At 59.0% G+C, this 25,703-nt stretch carries 26 protein-coding genes and 1 riboswitch; of the genes, 14 read left to right on the top strand and 12 right to left on the bottom strand.

The genetic code is table 11. The features are described from left to right. The first annotated feature begins 95 nt into the window (after positions 1-95). The 6 genes from K325_RS0110490 to cobS all read left to right on the top strand — a co-directional run bounded on the left by K325_RS0110490 (position 96) and on the right by cobS (position 6,317). Positions 96-785 (top strand): response regulator, encoded by a 690-nt coding sequence (locus K325_RS0110490; RefSeq protein WP_029654221.1) that lies wholly within the window; start codon positions 96-98, stop codon positions 783-785. Next, positions 776-2,197: an ATP-binding protein gene (locus tag K325_RS0110485; RefSeq protein ID WP_029654220.1), complete on the top strand. Its 1,422-nt coding sequence runs from the start codon at positions 776-778 to the stop codon at positions 2,195-2,197. Before K325_RS0110490 ends, K325_RS0110485 begins: the two co-directional genes overlap by 10 nt. Positions 2,198-2,284: 87 nt before the next feature. Further along, positions 2,285-3,052: a glycosyltransferase family 2 protein gene (locus K325_RS0110480; protein WP_029654219.1), complete on the top strand. Its 768-nt coding sequence runs from the start codon at positions 2,285-2,287 to the stop codon at positions 3,050-3,052. Position 3,053: 1 nt separating this feature from the next. Continuing rightward, a complete protein-coding gene (locus K325_RS0110475) occupies positions 3,054-3,722 on the top strand; it encodes a TVP38/TMEM64 family protein (RefSeq protein ID WP_029654218.1) in 669 nt (222 codons plus the stop codon). 9 nt (positions 3,723-3,731) lie between these two features. Then, entirely contained in the window at positions 3,732-5,480 is a 1,749-nt protein-coding gene (locus K325_RS0110470) for an ArnT family glycosyltransferase (protein ID WP_029654217.1), read from the top strand. Between the two features lie 75 nt (positions 5,481-5,555). Next, positions 5,556-6,317: an adenosylcobinamide-GDP ribazoletransferase gene (gene cobS, locus K325_RS0110465; protein WP_029654216.1), complete on the top strand. Its 762-nt coding sequence runs from the start codon at positions 5,556-5,558 to the stop codon at positions 6,315-6,317. A gap of 19 nt (positions 6,318-6,336) precedes the next feature. Here the strand turns inward: cobS and K325_RS0110460 are convergent, their stop codons facing one another. Continuing rightward, a complete protein-coding gene (locus tag K325_RS0110460; RefSeq protein WP_029654215.1) occupies positions 6,337-7,005 on the bottom strand; it encodes a DNA-3-methyladenine glycosylase I in 669 nt (222 codons plus the stop codon). Between the two features lie 114 nt (positions 7,006-7,119). Here K325_RS0110460 and K325_RS0110455 point away from each other — a divergent pair, with 114 nt between their 5' ends. Together K325_RS0110455 and K325_RS0110450 are read left to right on the top strand one after the other, a co-directional pair. Then, a complete protein-coding gene (locus tag K325_RS0110455; protein ID WP_029654214.1) occupies positions 7,120-7,698 on the top strand; it encodes a nucleotidyltransferase domain-containing protein in 579 nt (192 codons plus the stop codon). A 14-nt stretch (positions 7,699-7,712) separates the two neighbouring features. After that, a complete protein-coding gene (locus K325_RS0110450) occupies positions 7,713-8,132 on the top strand; it encodes a hypothetical protein (protein ID WP_029654213.1) in 420 nt (139 codons plus the stop codon). A 6-nt stretch (positions 8,133-8,138) separates the two neighbouring features. Here K325_RS0110450 and bluB read toward each other — a convergent pair whose 3' ends face one another. From bluB to cbiB, 10 genes are all read right to left on the bottom strand, one after another. Continuing rightward, a complete protein-coding gene (bluB, locus tag K325_RS0110445) occupies positions 8,139-8,840 on the bottom strand; it encodes a 5,6-dimethylbenzimidazole synthase (RefSeq protein WP_029654212.1) in 702 nt (233 codons plus the stop codon). Continuing rightward, entirely contained in the window at positions 8,837-10,300 is a 1,464-nt protein-coding gene (locus K325_RS0110440) for a cobyric acid synthase (RefSeq protein ID WP_029654211.1), read from the bottom strand. The genes bluB and K325_RS0110440 overlap by 4 nt, the downstream gene beginning before the upstream one ends. After that, positions 10,301-10,912: a cob(I)yrinic acid a,c-diamide adenosyltransferase gene (gene cobO / locus K325_RS0110435; RefSeq protein WP_029654210.1), complete on the bottom strand. Its 612-nt coding sequence runs from the start codon at positions 10,910-10,912 to the stop codon at positions 10,301-10,303. It lies immediately after the preceding gene. Between the two features lie 35 nt (positions 10,913-10,947). Continuing rightward, positions 10,948-12,255 carry a cobyrinic acid a,c-diamide synthase CobB gene (locus tag K325_RS0110430; RefSeq protein ID WP_029654209.1) on the bottom strand — a complete coding sequence of 436 codons (1,308 nt, stop codon included), beginning with the start codon at positions 12,253-12,255 and terminating at the stop codon, positions 10,948-10,950. Between the two features lie 131 nt (positions 12,256-12,386). Continuing rightward, positions 12,387-13,157, bottom strand: coding sequence for an ABC transporter ATP-binding protein (locus K325_RS0110425; protein WP_029654208.1), 771 nt, complete (start codon positions 13,155-13,157; stop codon positions 12,387-12,389). 23 nt (positions 13,158-13,180) lie between these two features. Then, entirely contained in the window at positions 13,181-14,152 is a 972-nt protein-coding gene (locus K325_RS0110420; RefSeq protein WP_029654207.1) for an iron chelate uptake ABC transporter family permease subunit, read from the bottom strand. Beyond that, on the bottom strand, positions 14,149-15,051 hold the full coding sequence (locus tag K325_RS0110415) for a cobalamin-binding protein (protein ID WP_029654206.1): 903 nt from the start codon (positions 15,049-15,051) through the stop codon (positions 14,149-14,151). Before K325_RS0110415 ends, K325_RS0110420 begins: the two co-directional genes overlap by 4 nt. Before the next feature lie 33 nt (positions 15,052-15,084). Next, complete coding sequence (locus K325_RS0110410; RefSeq protein WP_029654205.1) at positions 15,085-16,890, bottom strand: TonB-dependent receptor domain-containing protein; 1,806 nt, start codon at positions 16,888-16,890, stop codon at positions 15,085-15,087. A gap of 156 nt (positions 16,891-17,046) precedes the next feature. Next, a riboswitch (cobalamin riboswitch) is annotated at positions 17,047-17,249 on the bottom strand. Between the two features lie 47 nt (positions 17,250-17,296). Continuing rightward, positions 17,297-18,352, bottom strand: a complete 1,056-nt coding sequence (gene cobD, locus K325_RS0110405) for a threonine-phosphate decarboxylase CobD (protein WP_029654204.1) — start codon at positions 18,350-18,352, stop codon at positions 17,297-17,299. Further along, positions 18,349-19,296: an adenosylcobinamide-phosphate synthase CbiB gene (gene cbiB / locus K325_RS0110400; RefSeq protein ID WP_228128443.1), complete on the bottom strand. Its 948-nt coding sequence runs from the start codon at positions 19,294-19,296 to the stop codon at positions 18,349-18,351. The genes cobD and cbiB overlap by 4 nt, the downstream gene beginning before the upstream one ends. Positions 19,297-19,421: 125 nt before the next feature. Between cbiB and cobT the strand changes: the two genes are divergently transcribed. Then, complete coding sequence (gene cobT, locus K325_RS0110395) at positions 19,422-20,486, top strand: nicotinate-nucleotide--dimethylbenzimidazole phosphoribosyltransferase (protein WP_029654202.1); 1,065 nt, start codon at positions 19,422-19,424, stop codon at positions 20,484-20,486. Then, the gene (locus K325_RS0110390; protein ID WP_029654201.1) at positions 20,483-21,082 is read left to right on the top strand and encodes a histidine phosphatase family protein; all 600 of its coding nucleotides are present in this window, start codon (positions 20,483-20,485) and stop codon (positions 21,080-21,082) included. The genes cobT and K325_RS0110390 overlap by 4 nt, the downstream gene beginning before the upstream one ends. On the opposite strand, the gene cobU is transcribed toward K325_RS0110390, so the two are convergent. Then, positions 21,066-21,596 carry a bifunctional adenosylcobinamide kinase/adenosylcobinamide-phosphate guanylyltransferase gene (gene cobU, locus K325_RS0110385; RefSeq protein WP_029654200.1) on the bottom strand — a complete coding sequence of 177 codons (531 nt, stop codon included), beginning with the start codon at positions 21,594-21,596 and terminating at the stop codon, positions 21,066-21,068. The two genes, K325_RS0110390 and cobU, sit on opposite strands and share 17 nt — an antisense overlap. Before the next feature lie 141 nt (positions 21,597-21,737). Between cobU and K325_RS0110380 the strand changes: the two genes are divergently transcribed. The 4 genes from K325_RS0110380 to K325_RS0110365 all read left to right on the top strand — a co-directional run bounded on the left by K325_RS0110380 (position 21,738) and on the right by K325_RS0110365 (position 25,683). Further along, positions 21,738-23,615, top strand: coding sequence for a putative nucleotidyltransferase substrate binding domain-containing protein (locus K325_RS0110380; protein WP_029654199.1), 1,878 nt, complete (start codon positions 21,738-21,740; stop codon positions 23,613-23,615). After that, the gene (locus K325_RS0110375; protein WP_029654198.1) at positions 23,608-24,330 is read left to right on the top strand and encodes a 3'-5' exonuclease; all 723 of its coding nucleotides are present in this window, start codon (positions 23,608-23,610) and stop codon (positions 24,328-24,330) included. The genes K325_RS0110380 and K325_RS0110375 overlap by 8 nt, the downstream gene beginning before the upstream one ends. A gap of 69 nt (positions 24,331-24,399) precedes the next feature. Beyond that, positions 24,400-24,978: a QsdR family transcriptional regulator gene (locus K325_RS0110370; protein WP_029654197.1), complete on the top strand. Its 579-nt coding sequence runs from the start codon at positions 24,400-24,402 to the stop codon at positions 24,976-24,978. 75 nt (positions 24,979-25,053) lie between these two features. Continuing rightward, positions 25,054-25,683 carry a hypothetical protein gene (locus tag K325_RS0110365; protein ID WP_029654196.1) on the top strand — a complete coding sequence of 210 codons (630 nt, stop codon included), beginning with the start codon at positions 25,054-25,056 and terminating at the stop codon, positions 25,681-25,683. The last annotated feature ends 20 nt before the right edge of the window (positions 25,684-25,703 follow it).

The following is a 25,703-nucleotide window of genomic DNA, read 5'->3' as shown; positions in this document are numbered from 1 at the left end:
TCTTAAGCCAGCCTTAACGCCTGCCCGGAGAATTCTTAAGTTCACCTTAAGCTTTCTGTGCCACACTCGGCTCAGAACACTTTCAGGGACAGGTTATGCGCATACTGTTGGTAGAAGACGACCACCTGCTTGCCCGCACCATGCTGGACATGCTGCGGCAGGACCAGAACACCGTGGACTGGCTGGACGATGGCCAGCAAGCCCTGACGGCGCTGAACAATGAACATTTTGACCTGGTGATTCTGGACCTGACACTGCCCCGGCTCGACGGCCTTGATGTGCTTCAGGGAGCCCGGCAGGCCGGCAACCATACCCCGGTTATCATCCTGACAGCCCGCGCCGAACTGAATGAAAAGCTGACAGGGCTGGACGCCGGTGCCGACGACTACCTGACCAAGCCCTTCGCCATGGCAGAACTGAAAGCAAGAATACGGGCGGTGACCAGGCGCGGTCATTCCGCCAGTGGTGACGCCGAAATCCGGGTAGGGCAGCTCCGGCTTAACACCAGTTCAGGCCAACTGATGGTGGGCGACGAGCACGCCGTGCTGCCCCGCAGTGAATTCCAGATCCTCCACTACCTGATGCGCCACCCAGGCCAGGTGGCCACCCGCCGCCGGCTGGAAGAACAACTTTATGGCTGGGACTCCGGGGCGGAAAGCAATGCTCTGGAAGTCCACATTCACCATCTTCGTCGGCGGGTCGGAAAGGCAACAATCCGTACCATCCGGGGCGTGGGCTACGTTCTTGACCCCGATGCCGTCACCGGAGATACCCCATGTCACTGACCCGGACCCTGACCCTTCTCGTCACATCAACGGTACTGCTGATTGCATTAGTTGCAGCCCTGTGGAGCTACATTGAGAGCAATCACGAACTGGAAGAACTGTTTGATGCCGAGCTTGCCCAAAGCACCCGGATTGTTCAGGGACTGGTACGCCATCTGGCCGATACCCAAGCCGTGGAACAGCTACCGGCAACGTTAAGCGAAACTCTCACGCTGCCCCTCAGCCGGGGGATGGGTATTGACCTGGAGGCCGATGACAACGAAATACTGCCCGGCGGTATCGGTCATAAATACGAGAAAAAACTGGCATTCGAAGTCTGGACCCCAAACCGTTCACCGCTGCTGGACACCCTGAAATCCGATGACACCCAGGGAATGACGCCCGGCTATTCCTGGGCTGAATCCCAGGGACATCGCTGGCGCACCTTCACCCTGCAGGACCCTGAAACCGGATTCTGGATACGGACAGCCCAGCGAGAGGATATCCGGGGCGAGCTGAGTCAGGAACTGGCCCTGGGCAACGTTCTGCCGCTGATTCTCGCTCTTCCCCTGCTTCTGGTTACCGTCATCGTTGCCGTTCAGGTTGGTTTCCGGCCTCTGTCCAGGCTCGAGAAACCCATTCGGCATATGGCGCCGGAACGAATCCACCCACTGGACGACCGGCAGGCACCAAAGGAAGTCGCAGGGCTGGTACAAGCGGTTAATGGCTTGCTCCGGCGTCTCAATCTGGCTCTGGAGCGGGAACGACGGTTCTCTGCCGATGCCGCCCACGAGCTGCGCACGCCATTAACGGCACTGCGGCTGAATCTGGAACGGGCCTGTTCCGACAACCCGGACCTTTCTCAGGACCTGATCCGGTCGGTTGATCGCATGGTGCACCTGGTGGAGCAAATGCTCTTGCTCAATCGGGTGGATGCAGGCATCGATTTTGCCCCCAGCCACAACAACCTGTCAGCCATTCTCGAACAAAGCGTTGCCGACGTTGCGCCCCTTGCGCTCAGAAAGCACATAGACCCGGTACTGGAAGACGAGACCGGGCAAGCCCTGGTGCAATGCCATAGCGCGCTGATCAACACTCTGATGCGCTCGCTACTGGCCAATGCCATCCAGTACAGCCCGGAACACACCACGATCACCACCCACCTGTGGCCGGATGGCGATGGCTACACCATTTCCGTCTGCGATCAGGGGCCGGGTATCAGCCCCGACGAGCGGGAACGCGCCCTCAGTCGATTTGTCAGGCTGGATCAGCGCCAGGGCGGCGGGGCGGGCCTCGGGCTTGCGATTGCCCGCCGGATCGCCGAACTGCACGGTGGCAACCTGATTCTGACCGACCGTCCCGATGGCGGCGCCGGCCTCTGTGTCCAGGTCTGGCTGCCGACCAGATACGGCTCAGAACACCCCAGGGCTTAAGGTTGCATTAAGGTTGGCCAGCGATACTTGCTCCCCACAGTAAGAGCCTGATGGCTCTTGGATGATTTGTCTGGGGAGAGCATCTGAATGGCACCACAACCCACCCTGTCACTGGTTATCCCCGCGAAGGATGAACAGGAAAACATTGCCAACCTGCTGACCGAAGCGTTTACCGTTATGCACGACCACCCCGGCTTTGAGGTGGTGCTTGTGGATGACGGAAGCAGCGACCAGACTCTGGAGACGGCGCGGCAAACGGCAACCGCCCTGGGAGGCTGCCTGACCACCATCCGACACGACCAGAGCATCGGACAAAGCGGCGCTCTGGCAACGGGAGTACGTCAGGCCAGGGGACAATGGATTGTCACCATGGATGGTGATGGTCAGAACGACCCGGCCGACATTCCCGCGCTTGTTCAGAAAGCCAGCCGCCTGCACGTCTCCGATTTCTGCATTGCCGGTTATCGTCGTCATCGTAAGGACACCCCCTGGAAACGGTTTCAGTCCCGGCTGGCCAACCGGGTGCGCAACGCGTTCCTGCATGACGGCGTTCCGGATACCGGTTGCGGACTGAAGCTGTTTCCCAGGGCCACGTTTCTGTCATTGCCCTGGTTTGATCATGCCCATCGTTTCATCCCGGCGCTGGTCAAAGGCCGGGGGGGCAACATCGCCATTGTCGAGGTCAACCATCGCCCGAGGACCGCTGGCCTCTCCAAATACACGGCCTGGAACCGGGGCTGGGCAGGGATCGTGGACATGATCGGTGTGATGTGGCTGCTTCACCGGACCCGGGTTCCGCGGATCGTCAACGCTGGAGAGCCCAGTACAGACCATCCTGCGGCGGATCGGGCCTGAGATGGCCACCGGAGTACGCTGGTTTGTTTTCCTCGCGCTGGTGCTGACCGGCTACTTTGCCATCAGCGACGGTTGGCTGAGCTTCGTCACCGATCAGGCGCGTGTGGCTGGTTTCCTGAATCGGCACGGCCCCGGGGGCCTCGTGGTCATCACCATGCTGGGCGCCCTGTTTACCGGTTTCGGAGCTCCTCGGCAGGCGTTGGCATTTGTCCTCGGCTTCGCGGCTGGCAGTCTGCAGGGCACCCTTGTGTCGACACTCGCCACTGCGCTGGGCGCAAGCGCCTGTTTTTTCACCGCCCGGTGGTTGTTAAGGGCGCCACTTCTGCAACGTTTTGAGCCCCGCATGCAGCGTTTCGACCAGTTGTTCCGGGAGGGGACTTTCCTGAAGGTCCTGATGATCCGCTTACTGCCTGTGGGCAGCAACCTGCTGACCAATCTTCTGGCAGGCTGTTCCGGCATCCGTTTCCTGCCGTTCTTGCTGGCCAGCGTGCTGGGCTACCTGCCACAGATGATGATTTTTGCCTTAGCCGGTGCCGGCCTGGGGCAAGCCAGCACTGACCAGCTTCTGCTCAGTGCTCTGCTGTTCGTGCTGGCGTCCGCCATCGGTGCCATGCTTTATCACAACCGTCGCAACCAGTCGCTTGCCAATAGCGTTTCTGATCCTTCCTGAGTCACATTTATGCCCGCTGCTCCCTACCTTCGTCATTTACCCGAAACCCTGTTCAACCTGCCCCGCAACCGGCTGCTGCTGATGTTGATGGCCCTGGCTGCCCTCATCATCCTGTCTGGCATCGGCCTGCGTTCGCCCTGGCCGGCGGACGAGCCCCGGTTTGCCGAGGTCGCCCGGGAGATGGTGGCCTCCGGCCAATGGCTGCTCCCCATGCGAGGCGGAGAGTTGTACCCGGACAAACCTCCGGTGTTCATGTGGGCCATCGCCTTTTTTTACTGGTTAACCGGCAACCTCAAACTGGCCTTTTTGCTGCCCAATGCGCTCTGCAGCCTGCTGACGGTCGCCCTGGTTTTCGATCTCGCCAGCCGTCTGTGGAACCAGAAGACCGGTGCCATTGCGGCGCTTTTACTGATGCTGGCACCGCAGTTTCTGATCCAGGCTCAGAAAGCCCAGATTGATGCCATGGTCGCAAGCTGGATCATGGTGGCCTGCTATGGCCTGATCCGGCATTTTTTCGTGCAGGCCTCCTGGGGCTGGTACTTTCTGGCCTGGGCCTTCATGGGGCTGGGCATCATTACCAAAGGGGTTGGCTTTCTGCCCGTCTTTCTCTTCTTGCCGGTGCTTGTACTGAAGTGGCGAGACGGAACACGGTTTCAAGGCGCCCTGACCTGGCGATGTGCACTCGGCCCCCTGATCATGCTCGCAGTGGTAGCCGCATGGCTTGTTCCGATGTGGCTGGCCGTCGATCACCTTGGCACGGAAGAAGCCCTGACCTATCGCAACAACATCCTGTTCAAGCAGACGGGAGAGCGCTATGCCGACTCCTGGGGACACCTCCAGCCCTGGTACTATTATCTGACCTCCGTCATTCCATCGCTCTGGTTTCCGCTGCCCCTGTTGCTGCTTGCCGTTCTGCTCCCGCTGCTGGAGTCCCTGCGCCGTCAACCTGTGGTACTGACAGCCTTGGTATGGGTCACGCTGGTGGTGGTGTTCTTCAGTATCAGCCCGGGGAAGCGGGGAGTGTACGTTCTTCCCGCCCTGCCATTGCTGGCTCTGGCACTGGCCCCGGTGATCACGGTCCACCGGCCTGCGGCCTGGTTTCCCCCGCTGATGACCGGCCTTCACGGCTTACTGGCCCTGGCGCTGATCACCGTGGGCATCCTGGCATGGAACGACCACCCCAAGCTCGTCGACAAGGTATCAGACTACACGCAGGACCCCGCCCGACTGCACGAAGCGGGCTCCCTGGTGTTCTGCCTGGGGCTGATCTGGCTGGTATCGCTGGGGGCTCTCTGGCGTGCCCACGCTCTGGGCAGGTGGTTTATTGCCCTGATGCTGAGCTGGCTGGTCTTCACCGTCTGGGGTTACCGGATACTCGAGCCGTTGCGCACCCCAAGAAACGTTCTGCTCGCTGCGGAACAGGTTGTGCCCGTTGGCGGACAGATCGGGATGATCAATTTCCGGGAGCAGTTCATCCTGTTTTCCCAACGGGACTTTACACACTTCAGCTACTTCAGCGACACCGAACAGGAAAACCGAAATGCCTGGCAATGGATGCTGGAAACCCCCGACAGCTACCTGATCGTAGCAGATGACAAGCAACTGTCCTGTTTCGTGATGGAAGGCGCCCATCCTCTGGGTACAGCACATCGGGATGCCTACGTTCTGCTCACCGATGAACAGATGACCGAGCGTTGTGAAACACCGGAACGGGTCCTGCGGTTTACCACTGAAACCCCGGGCGCCTGGCAGCACTGAGCCGGCGGCAGGATCGCCACAAAACCCGCAACTCTCGCGTACAATGGGCGCCTTTATTCCGTGACGGAGGCGCCCGTGTCACCCCGCTCAAGCATTACCCAGGAATGGCAGGCCTTCTGGCTGGCCATCGGTTTCCTTACCCGCATCCCGATGCTCGCCCGGATCGATTATTCCCAACGCCTGATGAATCAGAGCAGCGTCTACTTTCCCCTCGTGGGGCTGATGCTGGGCGCCCTCTATGCGGCCACTTACTCTGCGGCATTATGGATTGCCAGCCCCATCGTGGCCCTTGTTCTGGTTACCATCCTGCACCTCTTTGTTACTGGCGCGTTCCATGAGGACGGTCTGGCCGACAGTGTGGATGCTCTTGGCGGGGGGTACTCTGTCGAAAAACGATTGGAGATCATGAAAGACAGCCGCATCGGAACCTACGGCACCGTCGCGCTGGTCATGGCGTTGATGCTGAAAGTTGCACTCCTGGCCGACGCCCGGTTTGTCTGGCTGGCGCTGCTGGTGGCGCCGGCGGTTTCCCGACTGACGCCATTGCTGCTGATGGCCTCGCTGCCATACGTAACGGACCCGGACAAGAGCAAATCCAAACCCGTGGCTGACGGGTTCTCCCTCACTCGCTTGCTGGCTGCCACCGGCTTCGTGCTGCTACTGACGGCAACACTGACGGCCTGGCAAATACTGCTGGTGCCAGCCGCCTTTACCGCGGTGGTGCTGGTGGCTCTCCTGTGGGGACGCTATCTGCACCGCCAGCTAGGTGGCTACACCGGAGACGCACTGGGTGCCTCGGTGGTGTTCAGTGAACTGGTGCTCCTGCTGTTTCTGTAGCCCAGACCTGAGTTTCCCTTCAGTTATCCACCGTAAACGAGACAATCCGGGACAGGTGGGCAATGGGCATGCCGGTTTCCTGATGCCAGCGATTAAACGCCTCCTGGGCCTGGGTCAGGCCTTTTTTGCTAGCCGGAGAGGCATCCAGAAGTCCAGCTCTGGACAAGGCTGTCACCACATCATGGGAGAGAATAAAGCCATCCCAGCCTACCCGCCGCAGAAAATACTGGGCGGAGTTTCCCCCCAAGCGCGCACCATTCCGTTTCAGGTATAGCAACAACCCAACCTGATCCTCAGACGGCCACTGCGCCAGGAACTGACCAAAGCTGCCATGGTCTTTCACCACATCCATGATCATTCGGGCGTTCTCCGGCACCGTCCGGATTTTCTGCATATTGCGGACAATCCGCTCATCAGTGGCAAGCTGCTCGAGCACCTCTGGCGGAACCTGCTGCCAGTAGGCGGGGACAAAACCTTCAAACGCGGCTTCAAACTCCGGCCATTTATTCTCGATCACCCGCCAGACAAACCCCGCTTTGAAAATGCAGCGGGTGATTTCGGACAGATAACGATCATCTCCCATCTCTGTCAGGCGATGCCTGTCTGGCACCGTCGGAAGCATAGACGCCAGAACCTTCTCTCCACCCTTGCGAGCGAGGGCCTGCTGGTAAAAGGTGTTAAAGCTCATTATCGCCCTCCTGAAGCCCCAATATGGGACTCTAAAGACCCACATTGGGATTGAAAATACCTACATTGGGTACTAAAGTACCCATATTGAGACCTAAAAAGGCCCGCATTCACTATGCCCGGAACCTCTATCGGTGATGCACTCTTCACCAAAACCCAGCAACGCCTGCTATCCCTTATCTACGGCCACCCAGAGCAGAGTTATTACCTGAACGAGCTGGTGCGGCTGGCAAACATCGGTCGGGGCACGGTGGTTCGGGAACTGGCCAAGCTGACCGATGCTGGCCTGGTGGTCATGGCCTGGCATGGCAACCAGAAACACTATCAGGCCAACCCGGAAAACCCCGTTTTTCAGGAGCTCAGACAACTGGTCCAGAAAACTTTTGGGATTTCTGATGTAATCCAGAACGCGCTGCTCCCGATGGCAGACACACTGGAACAAGCCTTTATCTACGGTTCCATCGCCAAAGGGGATGCCCACGCCGGCAGTGATATTGATCTGATGCTGATCGGCCACGACCTGAGCTACAGCGACGTGATGACCAGGCTCGCACCCGCCGAACAACAGCTTCAAAGAACCATCAACCCCACGCTATACTCTCCCTCTGAGTTCGAGCAGCGTATCAAAGACAACCAGAGCTTTGTCACCCGGGTACTGGAACAGCCCCGTATCGAACTCCGTTTCAACCACTGATTCAGGCCCTCCGCATGGAAGCTCTCGACAATCTGGTCAAAATCCGACGGCTCAAACCGGAGCCGCCCGATGCCCGGGAGTTTGAGGGCATGCTGCGCGCTGCCGACACCAAACTCCGGGATGCCGGCATCGAGGGTTTATCCGAGGACAGCCAGTTTTCCCTGGCCTACGGCGCCGCCCACGCTCTTTCACTGGCAGCACTGAGGTGGCATGGCTACCGGTCTGAAAGCCGCTACATTGTCTTCCAATGCCTTCAACACACTCTCGGCCTGCCCAACGCAAAATGGCGGGTGCTGGACAAGTGCCATGCAGCCCGGAACCTTGCAGAATATGAAGGCCATATGGACGTCAACCCACAGCTGTTAAAAGAGCTGATGGTGATTACCAGAGAATTGCGGACGCTGGTCAGGGAGCTCCCTCCCATCGGCGCCTGAGCCCCCTCAGCGCTGTTTCAGCTGCGCCAGCAGAGTCTCCTGTTCAAGGCTTCCGCCCCAGCCATTCCCATGCACCAGCTCTTCCAGTGGCAGGCGGGAGCGCCAGCCGCGGGTCTGTAATTCCGGCTGTCCCAGAAACTCGCTGACGTAGCCCAGACACAGGTAGGCGAGGGGATAGACGTGTTCAGGCAGTTGCAGAATGTCCGAAAGCACCTGCTGGTCAAGGATGCTCACCCAACCGACGCCGATGCCCTCCGCCCGGGCCGCCAGCCACAGGTTCTGAACCGCCAGACAAGTACTGAACAGGTCCATCTCGACAATCGAATTGCGCCCCAGCACGTGAGGGCCTCCGCGGGTCCGGTCGCAGGTGATGCAAAGGTTCATCGGGCTTTCCAGGATCCCTTGCAGTTTCAGGCTTCGGTAGGTGTCTTTACGACGCCCGGTATACTGGTCAGCGGCTTTCTCATTCTCTTCGTTGAAGCTTGCCAGGACCCGCTTACGGACTGCCAGACTGTCGATCACGATGAAATCCCACGGCTGCATAAACCCTACCGATGGCGCATGGTGAGCGGCCTTGAGAATGCGGCCCAGCACATCGTCCGGAATCGGCTCCGGCAGGAACTGGGAGCGGACGTCCCGTCGCTCGAAGATGGCTCGGTACAAGCCCTCGCGCTGGGCGGCGGTGAATGGGTCATTGTGATTACTCATAGCTGTAACAGCCTCCTTAACCGGTCGGTATCCAGGCACTGCTCCACCTGATCAGCCAGCCGGTCAAGCTGATGCTGCCGGTGACTCTGATAATCTACGGCGCGTTTTTCCTGCCCCTCAAGGCCAGCCCAGCGCAGGATGGCATCGCAGGCGGCAGGTTCATCGAACAGGCCATGCACGTAGGTGCCGGCAATCTGGCCATCGGCACTGACAGCGCCATCCGAACGCTCGCCCAGCGTGGCAAACGGCCGGGCCAGCGCAGCGCCCTCGCTGACTCCGTTATGCATTTCATACCCTTGCATAACCGGCATGCTTTCAGCGATCCGGGGCGACAAGGTGCCACTCACGGTCCGGAGTTGCTTGCCAGGCACCATACGTGTTGCCATGTCCAATAACCCCAACCCCCCGGTGCAGCCGACGCCCCCTTCAAGCCCCAGGGGATCGTCTACCCTTTGTCCCAACATCTGAAAGCCACCACAGATACCCAGCAACTTGCCGCCATAACGCAGGTGCCGGCTTATCGCCTCCGGCCACCCCTGCTGCTTCAGCCACCGAAGATCCTGTCGCGTACTTTTGCTGCCCGGCAGAATGATCAGGTCGGCTGGCGGAATCGCTTCGTCCGGGCCAACGAAGATCAGATTCACCCCCGGATGAAGACGAAGCGGGTCAAAATCATTGTGATTGCTGATCCTCGGCAACACCGGCACCACAACGTTGAGGGCACCGGCATCACTGGACCCCGACGTGCCAACACTGTCCTCAGAATCCACAACCAGCCCATGCAGATAAGGCAGAACGCCATACACGGGCTTACCGGTGTGCACCGATAACCACTCCAGACCAGGCTCCAACAGTGTGAGATCACCCCGAAACCGGTTCACGATGAAACCGGCCGTCCGCGACCGCTCGCTGTCCGAAATCAACGCCAGCGTCCCGACCAATTGGGCAAAAACACCGCCCTTGTCGATATCCCCCACCAGCAGCACCGGGCAGTCCGCCGCCTCGGCAAATCCCATATTGGCGATATCATTGGCTCGCAGGTTAATTTCCGCCGGGCTGCCCGCCCCCTCTGCAATGATCACGTCATAACGGGCCGACAGCGCTTGCCAACCCGCCATCACTGAATGCATGGCTTCGGCCTTGTAGGCATGGTAGTCCAGCGCATCCATGTTGCCGTAAACCTGGCCCCGCAGAATCACCTGGGCGCCACAATCACTCTGAGGCTTCAGCAGGACCGGATTCATATCGCTGTGAGGGGCCAGCCCGCAGGCCAGAGCCTGCAGGGCTGTGGAGCGCCCGATCTCACCACCATCAACCGTCACCGCGCTGTTCAGCGCCATGTTCTGGGGTTTGAAAGGGGCCACCGAGACACCCTGCCGGGCCAGCCATCGGCACAGAGCCGCCACCACCGTGGTTTTGCCGGCATCAGAGGTGGTGCCCTGCACCATCAGGGTGGGCATTTACAATTCCACCCCCTTCTGGGCTTTGATGCCCTGATCTTTGAAAGCGTGTTTCACCACGCCCATCTCGGTGACCGTATCGGCCAGATCAATCAGCTCCTGAGGCGCTCCGCGGCCTGTCACCACGACATGTTGCATCTCCGGGCGGGCCTGCAGATCATCCAGGACACGGTCCAGATCGATGTAGTCGTATTTCAGGGCAATATTGAGCTCATCCAGCAAAATCAGGTCGTAACGGTCATCCTTCAGCATGGCGGCGGCCACCTCCCACGCTTCGGTCGCGCTCTTCACATCCTGTTCGCGGTTCTGAGTATCCCAGGTATACCCTTGTCCCATCACGTGATAGGTCACATTCGGCAGGCTCCGGAAGAAGGCTTCCTCGCCCGTGCTAAACGCACCTTTGATAAACTGGACGATCCCCACCTTCATGCCATGGCCCAGAGCCCGGGCCACCATGCCAAACCCAGAACTGCTCTTGCCTTTTCCGGGCCCGGTCAGCACCAGCAGAACACCCTGTTCCTTCTGGGCGCGGGCAATGCGGTCCTGCATGATTTTCTGTTTCGCGGCCATCCGTCTGGCATGGCGTTCTGGGTCTTTGGCGCGATCGCGCATGATGACTCTCCTCGGATTCGTTAAATTCGGATTAATCAGGAAAAACCAACGGTCTCTCCCCTAAAAATCGCGGCAACAAAAGCAGGAGCCGACGGAAAATAAGCGTGAAAATAGCTAGCCACCAGCTTACGGGCGCAATACACCGCCTCACCTTCAGAGCCAGCCTGTTTCCTCGCCTTAGCAACCGGTTGCCAAGGTGTCTCAAGGGTAGAATGGTGATAGGTATGGCCTCGTAAACTGCCAAGGTTCGTTTCCAGACTTTGCAGCCCCAGCGCCGTCAAACGCTTGGCCATGGTGGCCCGGCCCGGTAGCAGGCCCAGCAATGAATGCTCTTTCCCGTCCGGGTCAGTCAGCACTTCGGCACAGGCCATCAGCCCACCGCACTCGGCAAGAATCGGCTTGCCTGCACCATGGAATGCCCGGATCGACGCCAACATAGACCGGTTTTCAGACAGTCTCTGCGCATGCAACTCCGGGTAACCACCTGGTAGCCAGAGAGCATCTGCTTCCGGCATTTCCACATCCTGAAGGGGGGAGAAATACCGGAGTTCTGCCCCCATTGCGGATAGCAGGTCCAGGTTCGCCCGGTATATAAAGCCAAAGGCGGCATCCCGGGCAACCGCGATACGCCGGCCCAGCAGGTGCTGCTCCGGAGCCTTGGGTGGGGCAAAGTGAAAAGATACGGGCTGGGGCAACACATCCAGCCCGGCAGATGCCAACACGGCGGCTGCCTGATCTAATTTTTCACCAAGATCGTTCATTTCTGCAGCCTGAATCAGCCCAAGGTGCCGGTCCGGAATATTCATGGCGTCATTACGAGGAATGGCGCCCAAAAATCGGACTCCCTCGGGCAGGCTCACGCGGAGCAAGTCACCGTGGTAGGCGCTTCCCGTCTTGTTGGCAATCACTTGGTAAACTGGCAATTCAGGATCAAAACTGGCCAATCCCAGTGCAATCGCTCCAAATGTCTGCGCCATGCCCTTGGCATCAATAACGGGTAAAGCTGGAATACCAACGAGTTTGGCGAGATCTCCACTGCTGGGGTTACCGTCAAACAGCCCCATCGAGCCTTCCACCAGAATCACGTCAGCCGTCTGGGCCGCTTCAGCCAGGCGCCAGCGGCATTCATCTTCCCCCGTCATCCAAGGATGCAACTGATAAACCGGATTACCAGAAGCCACTTCCAACACCATGGGATCAAGATAATCCGGACCATGTTTGAATACCCTGACATTCAGGCCAGCGTTTCGGTGCAAGCGGGCCAGAGCAGCGGTGACCATGGATTTCCCATGGCCGGAACCAGGCGCAGTTATCAGGGCTGCCGGGACCTTGTATTCCATCATTCCAGTTACTCCATGGGTTTCTCTACGGGTGGCGGAGTCCGAGTCTCAGGCCGCTTATCGCCGAGTTCTCTCTCAACCCCAAAAAAGCCACCTTCAAACATCACATCAACACAACCACGGTCTTGCTCAGCTCAAGTTCGTTTCGGGACAAAAAAAGGAGCTCCATCAACCTCAACCGTGACCAATGTCTGGTTATACAAACGCTCCAGAGCCTCGGGCACCAGCATCCTATTTGCCGGCCCCCAGCAAGCTTCACCACCAGGGTAGAGGAGCAGAATATGATCACACCATCGTGCTGCCAGGTTCAGGTCATGCAGGCACATGAAAATCGCACTGCCGGCTTTTGCCTGGGCCGTCAGCAAACTCATCACCGCAACCTGATGGTGCAAATCCAGATGATTCGTGGGCTCATCCAGAAGCCACGTGTGTGGTGACTGGGTCATCAGCGTGGCAATCGCCACCCGCTGGCGCTCACCGCCAGAGAGAGTGTGAACCAACCGTTTTTTCAGGTGGAGAACATCCAGAGCTTCCAATGCGTTTTCCGCCAAAGCCACATCTGATGCCCCCTCCATTTGCCATGGCGACAACCAAGGATGGCGGCCAATCAGGGCTGTTTCCAGAACCGTTGCCGGAAAGCCATCCTGCCGGTCCTGAAACACCAACCCTAACTGCTGGGAAAATGCCCGCCTTTTGAGCCCGAAGGCCGACCGGTCGTCAAAACACAGACTGCCGGAGCGCGGCGCTCTGAGGCCAGCCAGCGTGTGTACCAGAGTCGTTTTTCCTGCCCCGTTTGGACCAAGCACCCCCCATACCTGGCCCGCCCTGATCGTCAGATCCAAAGGATAGCCATTCGGGCGACCAGGAATATCCATCACCAACTGACACGTATTCAGAGTCTGCATAGCAGGACGCGGTATACTTACCATCAGCGACTCCGGTACAACAGATACAGAAAGGTGGGAACGCCCAGCAGGGCCGTAATAACACCGACTGGCAACTGCTCCGGCGCAATGACAACCCGAGCCAAAGTATCGGCCAGTACCAGGAGTGTTCCACCAGCCAACGCACAGGCAGGCAGAATCAGGCGCTGATCATTACCCAAGATCAACCGCAGCATATGTGGCACAACCAAACCCACGAAACCAATGCTGCCCGCCATGGTGACAGCAGTCGCGGTTAACAGGCTGGCCAAAATATAAATCATCCACTCCAGTGGTCGTACAGATATACCCAAAGCAGCCGCCTGCAGCGGCCCTCGAGCCAACACATTCAGGCTACGCCCTAAGGGGATCACCAGAAAACAGACAACCAGCAGCAGGCCCACCCCAGGCCAGGGGGTTCGGGCATATGACACATCACCCATCAGCCAATACAGCATGCCGGGAAGCTCCCGGGCCGGGCTGATTGCCAACATCAGCGTAATGACCGCTCCCCAACCCGCAGCAACCACGACCCCCGTGAGCAGCAAACGCGAGGGCGTCCAACTCCCAGTCCCATGGGCAAGCCCGAAGACCAGAAACGTGGCCAGCATGGCCCCGGCAAAAGCAGAACCTGAAATAACAGCGCCTCCGAGCCCGGCCAACATCGCCAGCAATGCACCGACAGCCGCCCCACCAGACAACCCCAACACATAAGGATCAGCGAGAGGGTTACGCAACAGCACCTGCATCAGCGCTCCGGCAACCGCCAGGAGTCCTCCTGTAGCAAACGCCGACAAGGTTCGAGGCAATCGAAGTTCCAGCACCAGGGTCTCCTGCAAAGCGCCACCCTGCCCAAGAAAAACCGCCATCACCTCTTGCGGTGTCATCGAGACGCTGCCAACTCCTATTGACACTACCGTTGCACAGACGCTGGCAAATACCAGAGTGGCCAACGGCAGCGCCAATGGCCTGATCACAACCGGACCTCGCCCGACCTTCGGCTGCGGGCAAGCTCCAGTTTTTCACAGAACAAGCGTGTTCCTTCCAGCATTCTGGGCGTTGGTCGTTGCACAAGAGACGGTGGGATAAAGAACAGATTGTTGCGAGCCACCGCAGTCAGGCTTGGAAATTTCCTCCAGCGGGTCAGCCAGTGCCGGTTTTCTTCACCCATCCCTCCAGCCAGAATCGCTTCGGGGTCAGCCGCAACAACCGCCTCAGCACTGATTCTCGGAACCAGCCGCTCAAGGTTACTGAACACATTCTCACCCCCGCACAGCTCGACCATCTCACCAATCAGATGTTCGCCGTTTACCGTCATCAAAGGCTCGTCCCACACCTGATAGAAAACGGACACCGGAGCGGCGTTCCTATACGTTTCTCTTAATTCAGCTATGCCCTGGCGAAACCGCTCGGCCTCTGCGACCCCTTCCGTTTCAGTGCCGGCAAGCACAGCGAGCCTTTCAATCGTCTGAGAGACGGCTTCAAAACTTCTCGGTTCGATTGAGAAAACCGGTATCCCTACTTCCCTGAGAGTGGCCAGCTGCTCCGTGGGGTTTCCGGTTACCCAGCCAATCACAAGATCCGGCTGCAGGACCAGCAAACGCTCCATGTCCATGCGGGTATGACTGCCAACCGAGGTAACGTTTCTGGCCGCTGGAGGGTAATCACTGAAAGCCACCACTGCCACAACCTGCCCCCCGGCACCAGCCGCCCAGGCCAATTCAGTGGCTCCTGGCGACAAGGCTGCAATGCGCCTGGCAGGAGACTCCAGGCAAACACGCTGATTCAGGTCATCCGTTGCACAAACTGGCGATGCCAACACCGGGGCTGCCAACAGCCCCCCCATCACCACTGCAAACCAATGCATCCACTTCATCAAGCGTGCCTCCCCGGCCTGTCCTGGGAACCGTTATCGGATATCGTACCGTACCGTCAGCATGGCGGTTCGGCCGGCAGCAATGTAGTCCAGGTTTCCACTACTGGAGTAGCGAGCGGTGCTGTACTCTTTATCCAACACATTTGCCACCGTCAAACGCGTTGACCAGTCCGGAGCAAAACGCCACCCTGCTCGCAGATCCAGTGTCGCGAAGCCGGGCAGCCGATCATCGTTGCCGCGATCATCATAGCGATAGCCTTCAGCCACCAGGGTGCCACCGAAATCCCAGGTGCCGACGCGCTTACTCAAATCCAGACGCAGGGTTTTACCACTTCTTCTCTGAAGGCGGTTGCCCGTGTCCCGGTCTTCAGGATCAAGCAATGTCAGTGAAGCATCACCACGCCAGCCCTCATGATCAAACCCGGCACTCAGTTCTGCACCACGGATACGGGCTTCATTCACGTTCATCGGGGTCCACAACCCACTGGGCGTAGGGCTCCAGGCAATCAGGTTATCGACATCTAGCTGGAACAATGCCGCGTCCCAGAACCAGCTCTGATAATGGCCGCTGGCGCCCAGTTCAACGGTGCTCGATTCTTCCGCTTCCAGATCAGGGTTTGCACCGGGGAAATACAGATCATTAAACGTGGGGGCACGAAAAGCCGTCCCGTAACTGAGACGAACACGGTGAGACCTGTCCAGTTCATGCCCAAGGGCGATCCCACCCGTCTCGTTTTTGCCGTAGGCTTCGTTGTCATCCCCTCGCAGGCTCAACTGCAGATCGGTCGGACCAAAGCTAAGACGAAGCTGGCTGTATAGTGCGGAATTGGTGCGACTGTCTTCCTCATAATCGGTCGTGCCGCCCACCTCATCGCTCATGAGTTCAGCCCCGACAACCAACTCATGGACATTCCAGGTAAACGTATTGTCCCAACGTGCGGCCCGGGATCGGGTATCGAAGGTACTACTGTAAGTTGGCGTCACGTTGTCCGTTTCATCCCTTGACTCGGAAAACTGCAGCGAGTGCCGCCAATACTCACTCACTGGCGTTTCCAGCCCAATACCAAGGGTACGGATCATAAAATCAATCTCGCCACCTTCATACTCGGTGTTGCCTTCGCTTTGAACAACGACAAGGCTGGCTTCTCCCCCGGATTCCAGCTCATGTACGATCCGCCCAATACCCGCAGTATTCCGGAAGCCCCGGTCTTTACCATCAGTAATCACCGCCGTGCCATCAGTTTCCTTGTGCAGTCCACTCAGGCTAAACCGGGTGTTGCCAGCACTCGCCGCAATACCGGCGCTCCCTTTCTGGGTATTAAAGTTTCCGGCACCTGCCTCAATCCAGCCCGTGGGGGTTTCCTCCGGATCAAGAGTAAACGCCTGCACAACCCCTCCAACCGCATCGGCACCATAGAGAGAACTTCGGGCGCCACGGACAATCTCAACTCGCTCAACCAGCTCAACCGGGAAATACTGCCAGGACGGCCCTCCTGCCGTTGCAGACCTCAAACGCACTCCGTCAACCAACAACAACGTGGAATCGTTCGCAGTACCTCGGGTATAGACACTGGTGGTTTTGCCGAAAGAGCCATTACCCGTCACGTTAATCCCTGGCTGTCCACGCAGCAGCTCTGTGAACTCAGAGGGACTTTGCTCTCTAATACGTTCTTCATCGATAACCGTAACGGAGGACAGGCTTTCCCCCGCAGTCAAAGGCCCCAGAGTCGCAGTGACAACAATCGGATCCAGACGCTTTTCGGTCTGTTGGTCCACCGCCAGTGCAGGCAGCGCCAACGGTAGCAGAATCAAGGCAGGTAAGGCTTTGGCACAACTCATGGCTTCACTCACAGTTCACCGCACGCACCCGTACGGTCGATATAGTTTACTGCGGAGGAAGACTGATGGCAGGACGGGGGGTGGAGGGCATAACGGTGCTTATGAGCCGGATTCACCCACCGCCGCTGCCCTCCGCAACGTCTGGTGTCCGGAACCACTGGTTCCGTCTTTCAGGCCGGTCTCCGGGCTTACAGGTGGAGCAAAGCTCCGGGGCAATCACCTTCCCATACCCTTGGTACAGTGGCGTATTGGATTGCCATTCACCTGATTACCGTTGCGGGGGCAGCGCCGGGTTCTCACCGGCTTCCCGTTTCACTCCTGCCATTCACCCAGCTATCGCCAGCCACAATGTCATGTCAGGAGCACCTGAAATCGCGGGCAAGACTAACAACCGGGGTAGGGGTGGTCAATGAGATATGTTAAGCCTTTGTAACTCAGACAATGCTGCCGATAACCTTTGCCAACCCAGTTCATCTGGAGGCAACCCAAAACGCAACGCCGAGGGGTGATCAAAACTCCGAACCAGGATTCCACGTCGGGCCAGACCCACCTCAATGTCAACCGCTCGCTCATGCAAAACCGTTTGGAAGAGAAGCGTTCCCCCCGCCGAGGGTAGACCTGCGCATTTTAGCAAACCTTCCATTCTCAACCGTTCGGTCTGCAGTCTGGCACGCGCGTCCACCTGCCAGCCTGTATCAGCCAACGCTTTGCCCATCAAGTAGCGTGTCGGGCCACTGACTGACCAGGCTCCAAGTTCACAAGCTAACTGATTAGCCAGTCCGGCCTCCGCCAAAACCGCTCCGGCCCGTATGCCGGCAAGCCCAAAAAACTTGCCAAGTGAACGCAACAAAATCAATCCGCGTCCACCAGCCCAAGGCTCCAGACCAAAACCCGGAGCTCCTTCAATAAAGGCCTCATCCACAATCAGCCACCCAGCCCGGGCCTGCAAGCGCTGATGCCACGCCCGCAACAGTGCCGGGGCAAGTATCTGGCCAGTCGGGTTGTTGGGCTGTATCCAGACCACCACATCAACCGAATCCAGCCAGGACAGGTCCTCCTGCTCCAGCACGTCCTGCGGAATGCCAATAACCTCAAAACCAGCGCGGCTCCATGCGTGCCCGTGTTCCCGATAGCCTGGCACCGGCACCGCCACTCGCCCGCGACCATGCAATCGGGCACGCACGGCGGGCAAGGCCATAATGGCAGCCTGACTGCCCGCCACCGGTAGACAGCAAGCGCTGTCAGGAGCGCCCGCCCAGGCACGAATGATCTCTTCAAGCCCATCATCCTGTTCTGGTAGCCGGTGCCACACCTCCGGCGGGATATCAGGCACCGGCCAGGGAACCGGATTAATGCCTGTGGATAAATCCAGCCAATGCGCCCTCGGAATGTTCCAGCGCCGAACCGCAGCCTGCAGCTGCCCCCCATGCTCTGGGGTGGCGGAAAAGTCAAAACGCGTCATACTGCCGCTCCCACCCAGCCATAGCGCAACACCAGTACAAATACCCCGACACCCAGCAACCAGAGGCCCACCCCGCGCTGAACCAGTGCAATTGCCTGGTTAACGGTTTGCCCCGATGCCTCAGACCCACACCCCAGCACCGGACGCATCCGGATACCCGCCGGGTAGGGAGCCGGGCCGCCCAGCCGAACTGCCAGCGCTCCGGCACCCGCCGCCATCACCGGCCCGGCATTCGGACTGTCCCAGGTTTTGGCCTGCCTTTGCCAGCAGCGCAGGGCCAGACGAGTATGTCCGAGCAACGCGTATGTCAGAGCAGTAAGACGGGCCGGCAACCAGTTCAGAACATCGTCGGCCCGGGCCGCCGTGCGCCCGAAATAAAGAAAACGGGCACTCCGGTAACCCCACATGGCGTCCAGCGTATTGATCAACCGATGCAAAACCACACCAGGCAAGCCGCCCACCAGATACCAGAACAGGCTGGAAAATACCGCATCAGCGCCATTTTCCAGCACCGATTCTGTAGCCGCTGCGGCCACACCCTCATCAGACAATGACTTCGCATCACGGCTGACGATTTTCCCCACTGCCAACCTGGCGCCATCACCGTCCCCGGCATTCAGCGCATCGGACACGGCCTTGCCATGTTCGGTCAGGCCCCGGAGTGAAAGACTCAACCACAAGCCCAACACCTGAGCAAAAAACCATGCCCAGCCACTGAGCCAGTGCTGGAGGACAAAAGCCAGCAGAAGGATCGGCCCTATGGCGATCAACACGCCCATCGCCCCACGCATCAGGCTCTCGGGTTTATGGTGCGGAGCACGGTTAAGCCTACGTTCGATAGCCGAAACCCACGCTCCAAACCCAACCAGCGGATGCCAGCGCCGTGGTTCGCCCAGCAGTCCGTCCACCAGAACGGCGGCCCAACAAATCCCTGCCATAACCAGTAACGTGTCCAAATCCGGGCTCCCTGAATCTCGAGCCGGCCAGTCTAACCGACCCCCACCACAACTTGACACCGTTAACAGTCGAATAGACCATCCTCGGTTTTCCGCCCACAAGGAACCTCATCATGGCCTTGCCCGACAGCTGGCTTACGCCCCCTCCAGGCCCTTCCACTCAAGCCATCCAACTGGCCACCGAGAGACAACAAGTTTTGACCAAGCCACCAGGGTCTCTGGGCCGGCTGGAGCAACTGGCCATTACTCTCGCAGGGCTGACAGGCAGCGAAAAACCAACCATCGACCCGGTTCGCATGGTGATTTTTGCCGGCGATCATGGCGTCTGTTCAGAGGGAATTTCGGCGTTTCCACAAGAAGTCACCGCCCAGATGATTGCCAACTTTGCCAGCGGAGGGGCCGCCATCAGCGTCATGGCACAAGCGCTCAATACCAGCCTGGAGGTGGTCAACCTGGGCACCGTCGGCGAAGTACCCGAGCTGCCGGGCGTGCGCGCAGAGTTGATTGCACCCAGCACGGCCAACCTGGCAGAAACACCGGCAATGGATGCCGGGCAGATTGAAGCAGCGCTGACCAGCGGCGATAACGCAGCCCAGAGAGCCCACCAGGCAGGCTGTCATCTGTTTATTGGCGGCGACATGGGCATTGGCAACACCACCAGTGCGGCGGCCATCGCCAGCGCTCTGCTGGGCCTGCCTCCGCAGAATCTGACGGGGCCCGGCACCGGGCTTACCTCCGAGGGTCTGCGTCGTAAAACCCGGGTCGTGGAAAAGGCCCTGGCCCGCCACGGTGAAGACCAGACCCCACTGGCTGTATTGGCATCGCTGGGCGGGTTTGAGATCGCCGCTTTGTCGGGAGCCATCATGGGCAGTGCCGCTCGGGGCATCCCGGTGCTGATCGACGGATTTATCGTGTCAGTGGCGGCGCTGATTGCCGTTCGGCAACAACCCGCCATACGAGACTGGCTTCTGTTCGCCCACCGTTCCGCCGAACCTGGCCACCAGGCCGTACTGAATGCCATGCAGGCAGAGCCGCTTCTGGACCTGGGCATGCGCCTGGGTGAGGGCAGCGGCGCGGCCGTTGCGGTTCCGCTGCTGCGCGCAGCCTGCACCCTGCACAATCAGATGGCCAGCTTTACCGATGCTGGCGTCAGCGACCAATCCGGAGACCAGATATGAAAACCACGACCCTTGATCTGATACGCCATGGCGAGCCGGAAGGCGGTCAGATGTTCCGCGGCAGCAAAGACGACCCTCTCAGCGAACTGGGCTGGCAACAAATGCGGGGAGCCATTGCCGATAACGACCGGTGGGATGCCATCGTGACCTCGCCCATGGCCCGGTGTCGGCACTTTGCCGGTGAGCTGGCCGGGCAGCTCCGGATTCCCATTCATGTTGAGGACGAATTGCGGGAAATTGGCTTTGGCGAGTGGGAGGGGCTAACCTCCGAGCAAGTTCAGGCCCGATACGGAGAACAGCTCAGCCAGTTCTGGCAGGACCCGGTGAGCGGCCAGCCTCCCGGCGCTGAAGCCGTGGTAGACTTTTATCAACGGGTCGTTTCCGGGTACGAACGATGGCAGCGACAACTCGCCGGCAAACGGGTACTGATCGTCTGTCATGGTGGTGTCATTCGCATGGTGCTGGCACACGTGCTGGGCATCCCGCTGGACAAGTCGTTCAGCGGATTTGCCGTGCCTTATGCCTGCCGGAGCCGGATTCAGGTGGACCACTCGGAATTCGGGACCTTCCGCTGCCTGATCAGCCACCAGCCTTAAGCGTCAGCGGCAAACCCGCTACGGCCATGACCACCTCATCGCAACGCTGGGCCAGCGCCTGATTCAGCCAGCCCAGCTCATCGGCAAACCGGCGGGTCAGAGGGTCCATCCCGATGGTGCCCAGCCCCACCTCATTGGTTACGATCACCAGAGGCCCGGGGTACGCCTCAACGGCTTCCAGAAACGCCGCCCGTTCGGGCTGAAACAGCCCCGGCTCCGCAAACAATAAATTGCTGAGCCACAGGCTCATGCAATCCACCAACAGCAGCGGCGCCCTTGCGCCGGGGCAGGCAGCGTCCGACAGAACCCGGCCGAGGTGAAGGGGCTCCTCAATCAGCCCCCAATGATCCGGTCTCTGTTGCTGGTGCCGCCGAATGCGACTGGCCATCTCGTCGTCCCCTGCCGTCGCGGTCGCCACACAGACCACCTCCGCACTGGCTTGATCCGCCCGCGCTTCGGCCAGCCCGGTCTTACCCGACCGGATTCCCCCGGTCACCAGTAACTTGTTGACCATAAAACACTCTCCCCCCGGAACCCATTCCGCCGCCAAGGTACACCAAGGGGTCAGACAACTGCTATAGTTTGGCCAGACTCCGACGACACTGACGGTTCAGACACTGACTTCAGTATACGAGTGACCAACCTTGGAGACCCCATGCAGGCCGAGCTGCTCGACATCCGCAACCACATCGTCCAACACGCTCCCTTTGACGAAATGCCAGAAGAGCTGCTCGACCGGATTGTTACGGGCATCGAAGTGGTTTACTACCGGGCCGGCACCCAGGTGCTGGAACTTGGCCAGCAAAACCACTGGCTGCACTACATCCGCAGCGGCGCCGTTGAGATTTTCCGGCGTTCCGGGGAGCTGTACAACCGTATCGGTGAGGGCGAAATTTTTGGCCAGTTCGGCCTGTTGCGCAACCAGAAAGTCCGCTTCCCGGCCAAGGCCATCGAAGACTGTCTGATCTACAAGATCCCCTACGAAACGTTCCAGTTGTTGTGGGAAAACGACGAGAATTTCGCCGATTTTGTTGAAATCGAGGACCACAGTCGTCTACGCACGGCAGTCTCCCGAAAGCACAAATCCAACGAACTCATGTCGGCGAAAGTCACCCGACTGATTGCCAGAGCGCCCGTGTCTGCCCCAACCACCGTGCGCCTGCAGGAAGCTGCCCGGATTATGACCGACAACGGTGTCTCGGCGTTGCTGCTGATGGATGAAACCGGCGACTCACCCCGCCTCAAGGGCATCATCACCGACCGGGACCTCCGCACCCGGGCGGTCACCAATGCCCTGCCATCGGAAACGCCGATCAGCGAGATCATGTCGGAAGGCCTGATCACCATCAGTGCCCGCAGCTATATTTTCGAAGCCATGCTCACCATGCTGCACAACAACGTCCACCATCTGCCCGTGATGGAAGGCCATGAAGTGCGGGGCGTAATCGCGCTCTCCGACATTGTGAAGTACGAAAGCCAGAGCAGCCTGTATCTGGTCAGCAACATCTTCCACCAGAACGACATCAAAGGTCTCCGGAAAATCAGCCGGGAAGTCCGGGACAGCTTCGTGCGCATGGTGAACGAAGATGCCAACTCCCACATGATTGGCAGCGCCATCGCCGGAATCGGGCGCAGTTTCAGCCAGCGACTGCTGGAACTGGGTGAAGAAAAACTGGGGCCGCCACCGGTGCCCTATTGCTTTATGGCGCTGGGCTCCATGGCCCGGGATGAACAACTGGTGGTCACCGACCAGGACAATGCTCTGGTTCTGGACGACAGTTTCATTCCTGAAGAACACGACGAGTATTTCCTGGCACTGGCGAAATTTGTCTCCGATGGCCTGGCCGAGTGTGGCTACACCTATTGCACCGGCGACATCATGGCCACCAACCCCAAATGGCGACAGCCCTTGTGCGTCTGGAAAAACTATTTCACCGACTGGATCGAAAACCCCAAGGCGGAAGCTCTGCTCAACAGCAACATTTTCTTCGATCTGGACGGCATCCACGGTGAAACCGATTTCGCGGAGCAACTGAAAACCCTGATTGTGGACAAAGCCAGCAGCAGCCAGCGCTTTCTCACCTTCCTGGCCAGAAACGCCCTGAACCGAACCCCGCCGCTGGGCTTCTTCCGGACGTTCGTACTGGAAGAAGACGGCAAGCACCAGAAAACCTTCAATCTCAAACGCCGCGGCACGGCGCCCGTCTCAGATCTGATCCGGGTGCATGCACTGGCCTGCGGTTCCCGCTCCCAGAACTCCTTTGAGCGGCTCCGGGACATTGGCAAAACCAAACTGATGCTCGATGACGACACCGGCAACCTGCGTGACGCACTGGAATTCATCTCCATTGTCCGTATCCGCCACCAGGCACTGGCCATCGAAGAAGGCCGGGAACCCGACAACAACGTCCGTCCCGAAGACCTGTCGCCCTTTGAACGCAGTCATCTGAAAGACGCTTTCCAGATCGTCAGCAACGCCCAGAAATTCCTGCGCTTCCGTTACAACGCCGGCGGAGCTACCCGGAATGTCTAGCATCCTCAGAGTCGGCAAACGCAAACAGAACTGGCCCGAGACGTACCAGAAAGGCGCCGAACAGGCAGAAGACCAGCGAATCCGCGCGTTCTACGAGGCTGGCTGCCCCGCTCCGGAAACCCCCATAGGGGACGTTCCGTTACTTGCACTGGACTTTGAAACCACCGGCCTCGAAGCCGCCCAGCACTCCATTGTCAGTATCGGTCTGGTGCCATTCACACTCAGCGGCATCCAGCTTGGGCAATGCTGGCACCAGGTAGTCCGCCCCCGGTTGCCCCTGCACAAAACCTCCATCACCATCCACGGCATCACCCACAGTGAAATTGAGAACGCCCCGGATCTGGAAGAGGTGCTCGGCCCACTGTTTGAGCACCTCACCGGCCGTATACCGGTAGTGCACTACCGCAACATAGAACGCCCGTTTCTCAATGTGGCCCTGCAAAACCGGGTGAGCGAACGCCTGAGCTTTCCGGTGATCGATACCATGGAGATCGAAGCCCAGTTACACCCCAAACGAAACCCCAGCCGCTGGCAACAGCTTCTGGGAAAAAAGCCGGTGTCCATCCGCCTGGCCGACAGCCGGCTTCGCTATGGCCTGCCGCACTATGCCTCCCACAACGCCCTGATCGATGCCATCGCCACGGCCGAGCTGTTGCAGGCGCAAATACTGCACCATTTCAGCCCGGACACACCGGTTAGCGACCTTTGGGTCTGAGCTGCCCCGGCCATAGCCCCGGGCCCCCGCAACCGATAGAATGGTTCCAAACCAGCTAAAGGGACCGAAGTGACCACACCAATCGCCAAAACCACCCCCCTGGACGCCTTCAGACGTGCACGCCGCATGTGGCTCAAAGGGGAGAAAATCAGCCTCGCCGCCCTGGCGGACGACCTGCACATCGGGCGTGCCACGCTCTTCCGCTGGGTGGGGAACCGGGATCTGCTGATTGGCGAAATCCTCTGGTCGCTGTATGAGCCTCTCTACAAAGAGGCCCGGGAAATCACACCCGGCCATGGCGTTGACTATGTGGTAGGCGTCTTCCGTCACATCAATACCACCATCCTGCACTTCTCCCCCCTGAGAAAGTTCCTGCATCAGGACCCGGAATACGCCCTGAAGATGCTCACGTCTTCCCACTCCACCTTGCACGCGCGTACGGTGGAGGTGAACACCCGCTTGCTCAAAGACGAAGTGCGGGCCGGCCACCTGAGCCCGCCCATGAACATCCAGAGCTTGTCCTACTTTATGGTGCGCATAGCTGAATCCTGCCTGTACAGCGACATCATTGGTGGCCGCGAGCCGCGGGATGACGAACTTGAGGACGCCTGCACCGCCGTCCGGATTCTGCTGGGCGGAAAAGTCTGACGGGGCTGGAAACTTTCAGGGCCTGAGATTACTCTTTGCGGACACTTACAGGAACTCATTCGCAAGGAGTGCACCATGACTCATCTTTTTTCCCACCTTCAGCGCCGCCTGGTGACAGCCACGCTGTGTTTGTTATGCCTCGCACTTGCGCCGGGCGCTTACAGTCAGGATCTGACCGAAAAAGACGTGACCTCCTTCATCGCAAGCATGAAAGCCGTGCAACCGCTGGGCGATAAACATCAGGCGTTCATTGACTCCCTGGAAGAGTCTGAGGACGACGACCATCAGGTCAATAACCGTATTATGGCTTCCATGGTCGAGATGGTGAAAGGGCATGAAATGTATGACGACCTGGACGATCTGGTTGAAGACTTCGGCTTCTCGACGCCTGAAGCCTGGGCCCGGACAGGTGACCAAATCCTCAACACCTGGATGGCCCTCGAAATGGAGGGGCAGGAGGATATGACACCGGATCGAGCGGAAATGGAGCGTGCCTTTGCCGAAATGGAGAATGACCCCAACCTGCCTGAGTCGGTAAAATCCCAAATGCGAGAGGCTGCGGAGCAAAGCGCGGCCATGTTTGAGAACGCCCAGTCTATCCGAAGGAATGCCTCAGAACACGACAAACAGGTGGTTCGGCCTTACCTTGAGCAATTGCGGGAAACGATGGATCAGGGCAGTGAGAATGAAGAAGATGAGTACTGAAGGTTAAAAAAATACCCCCG

The organism is Marinobacter daepoensis DSM 16072 (assembly GCF_000421165.1).
Lineage (GTDB): Bacteria > Pseudomonadota > Gammaproteobacteria > Pseudomonadales > Oleiphilaceae > Marinobacter > Marinobacter daepoensis.
This window is presented reverse-complemented; position numbering and strand designations above follow the sequence as displayed.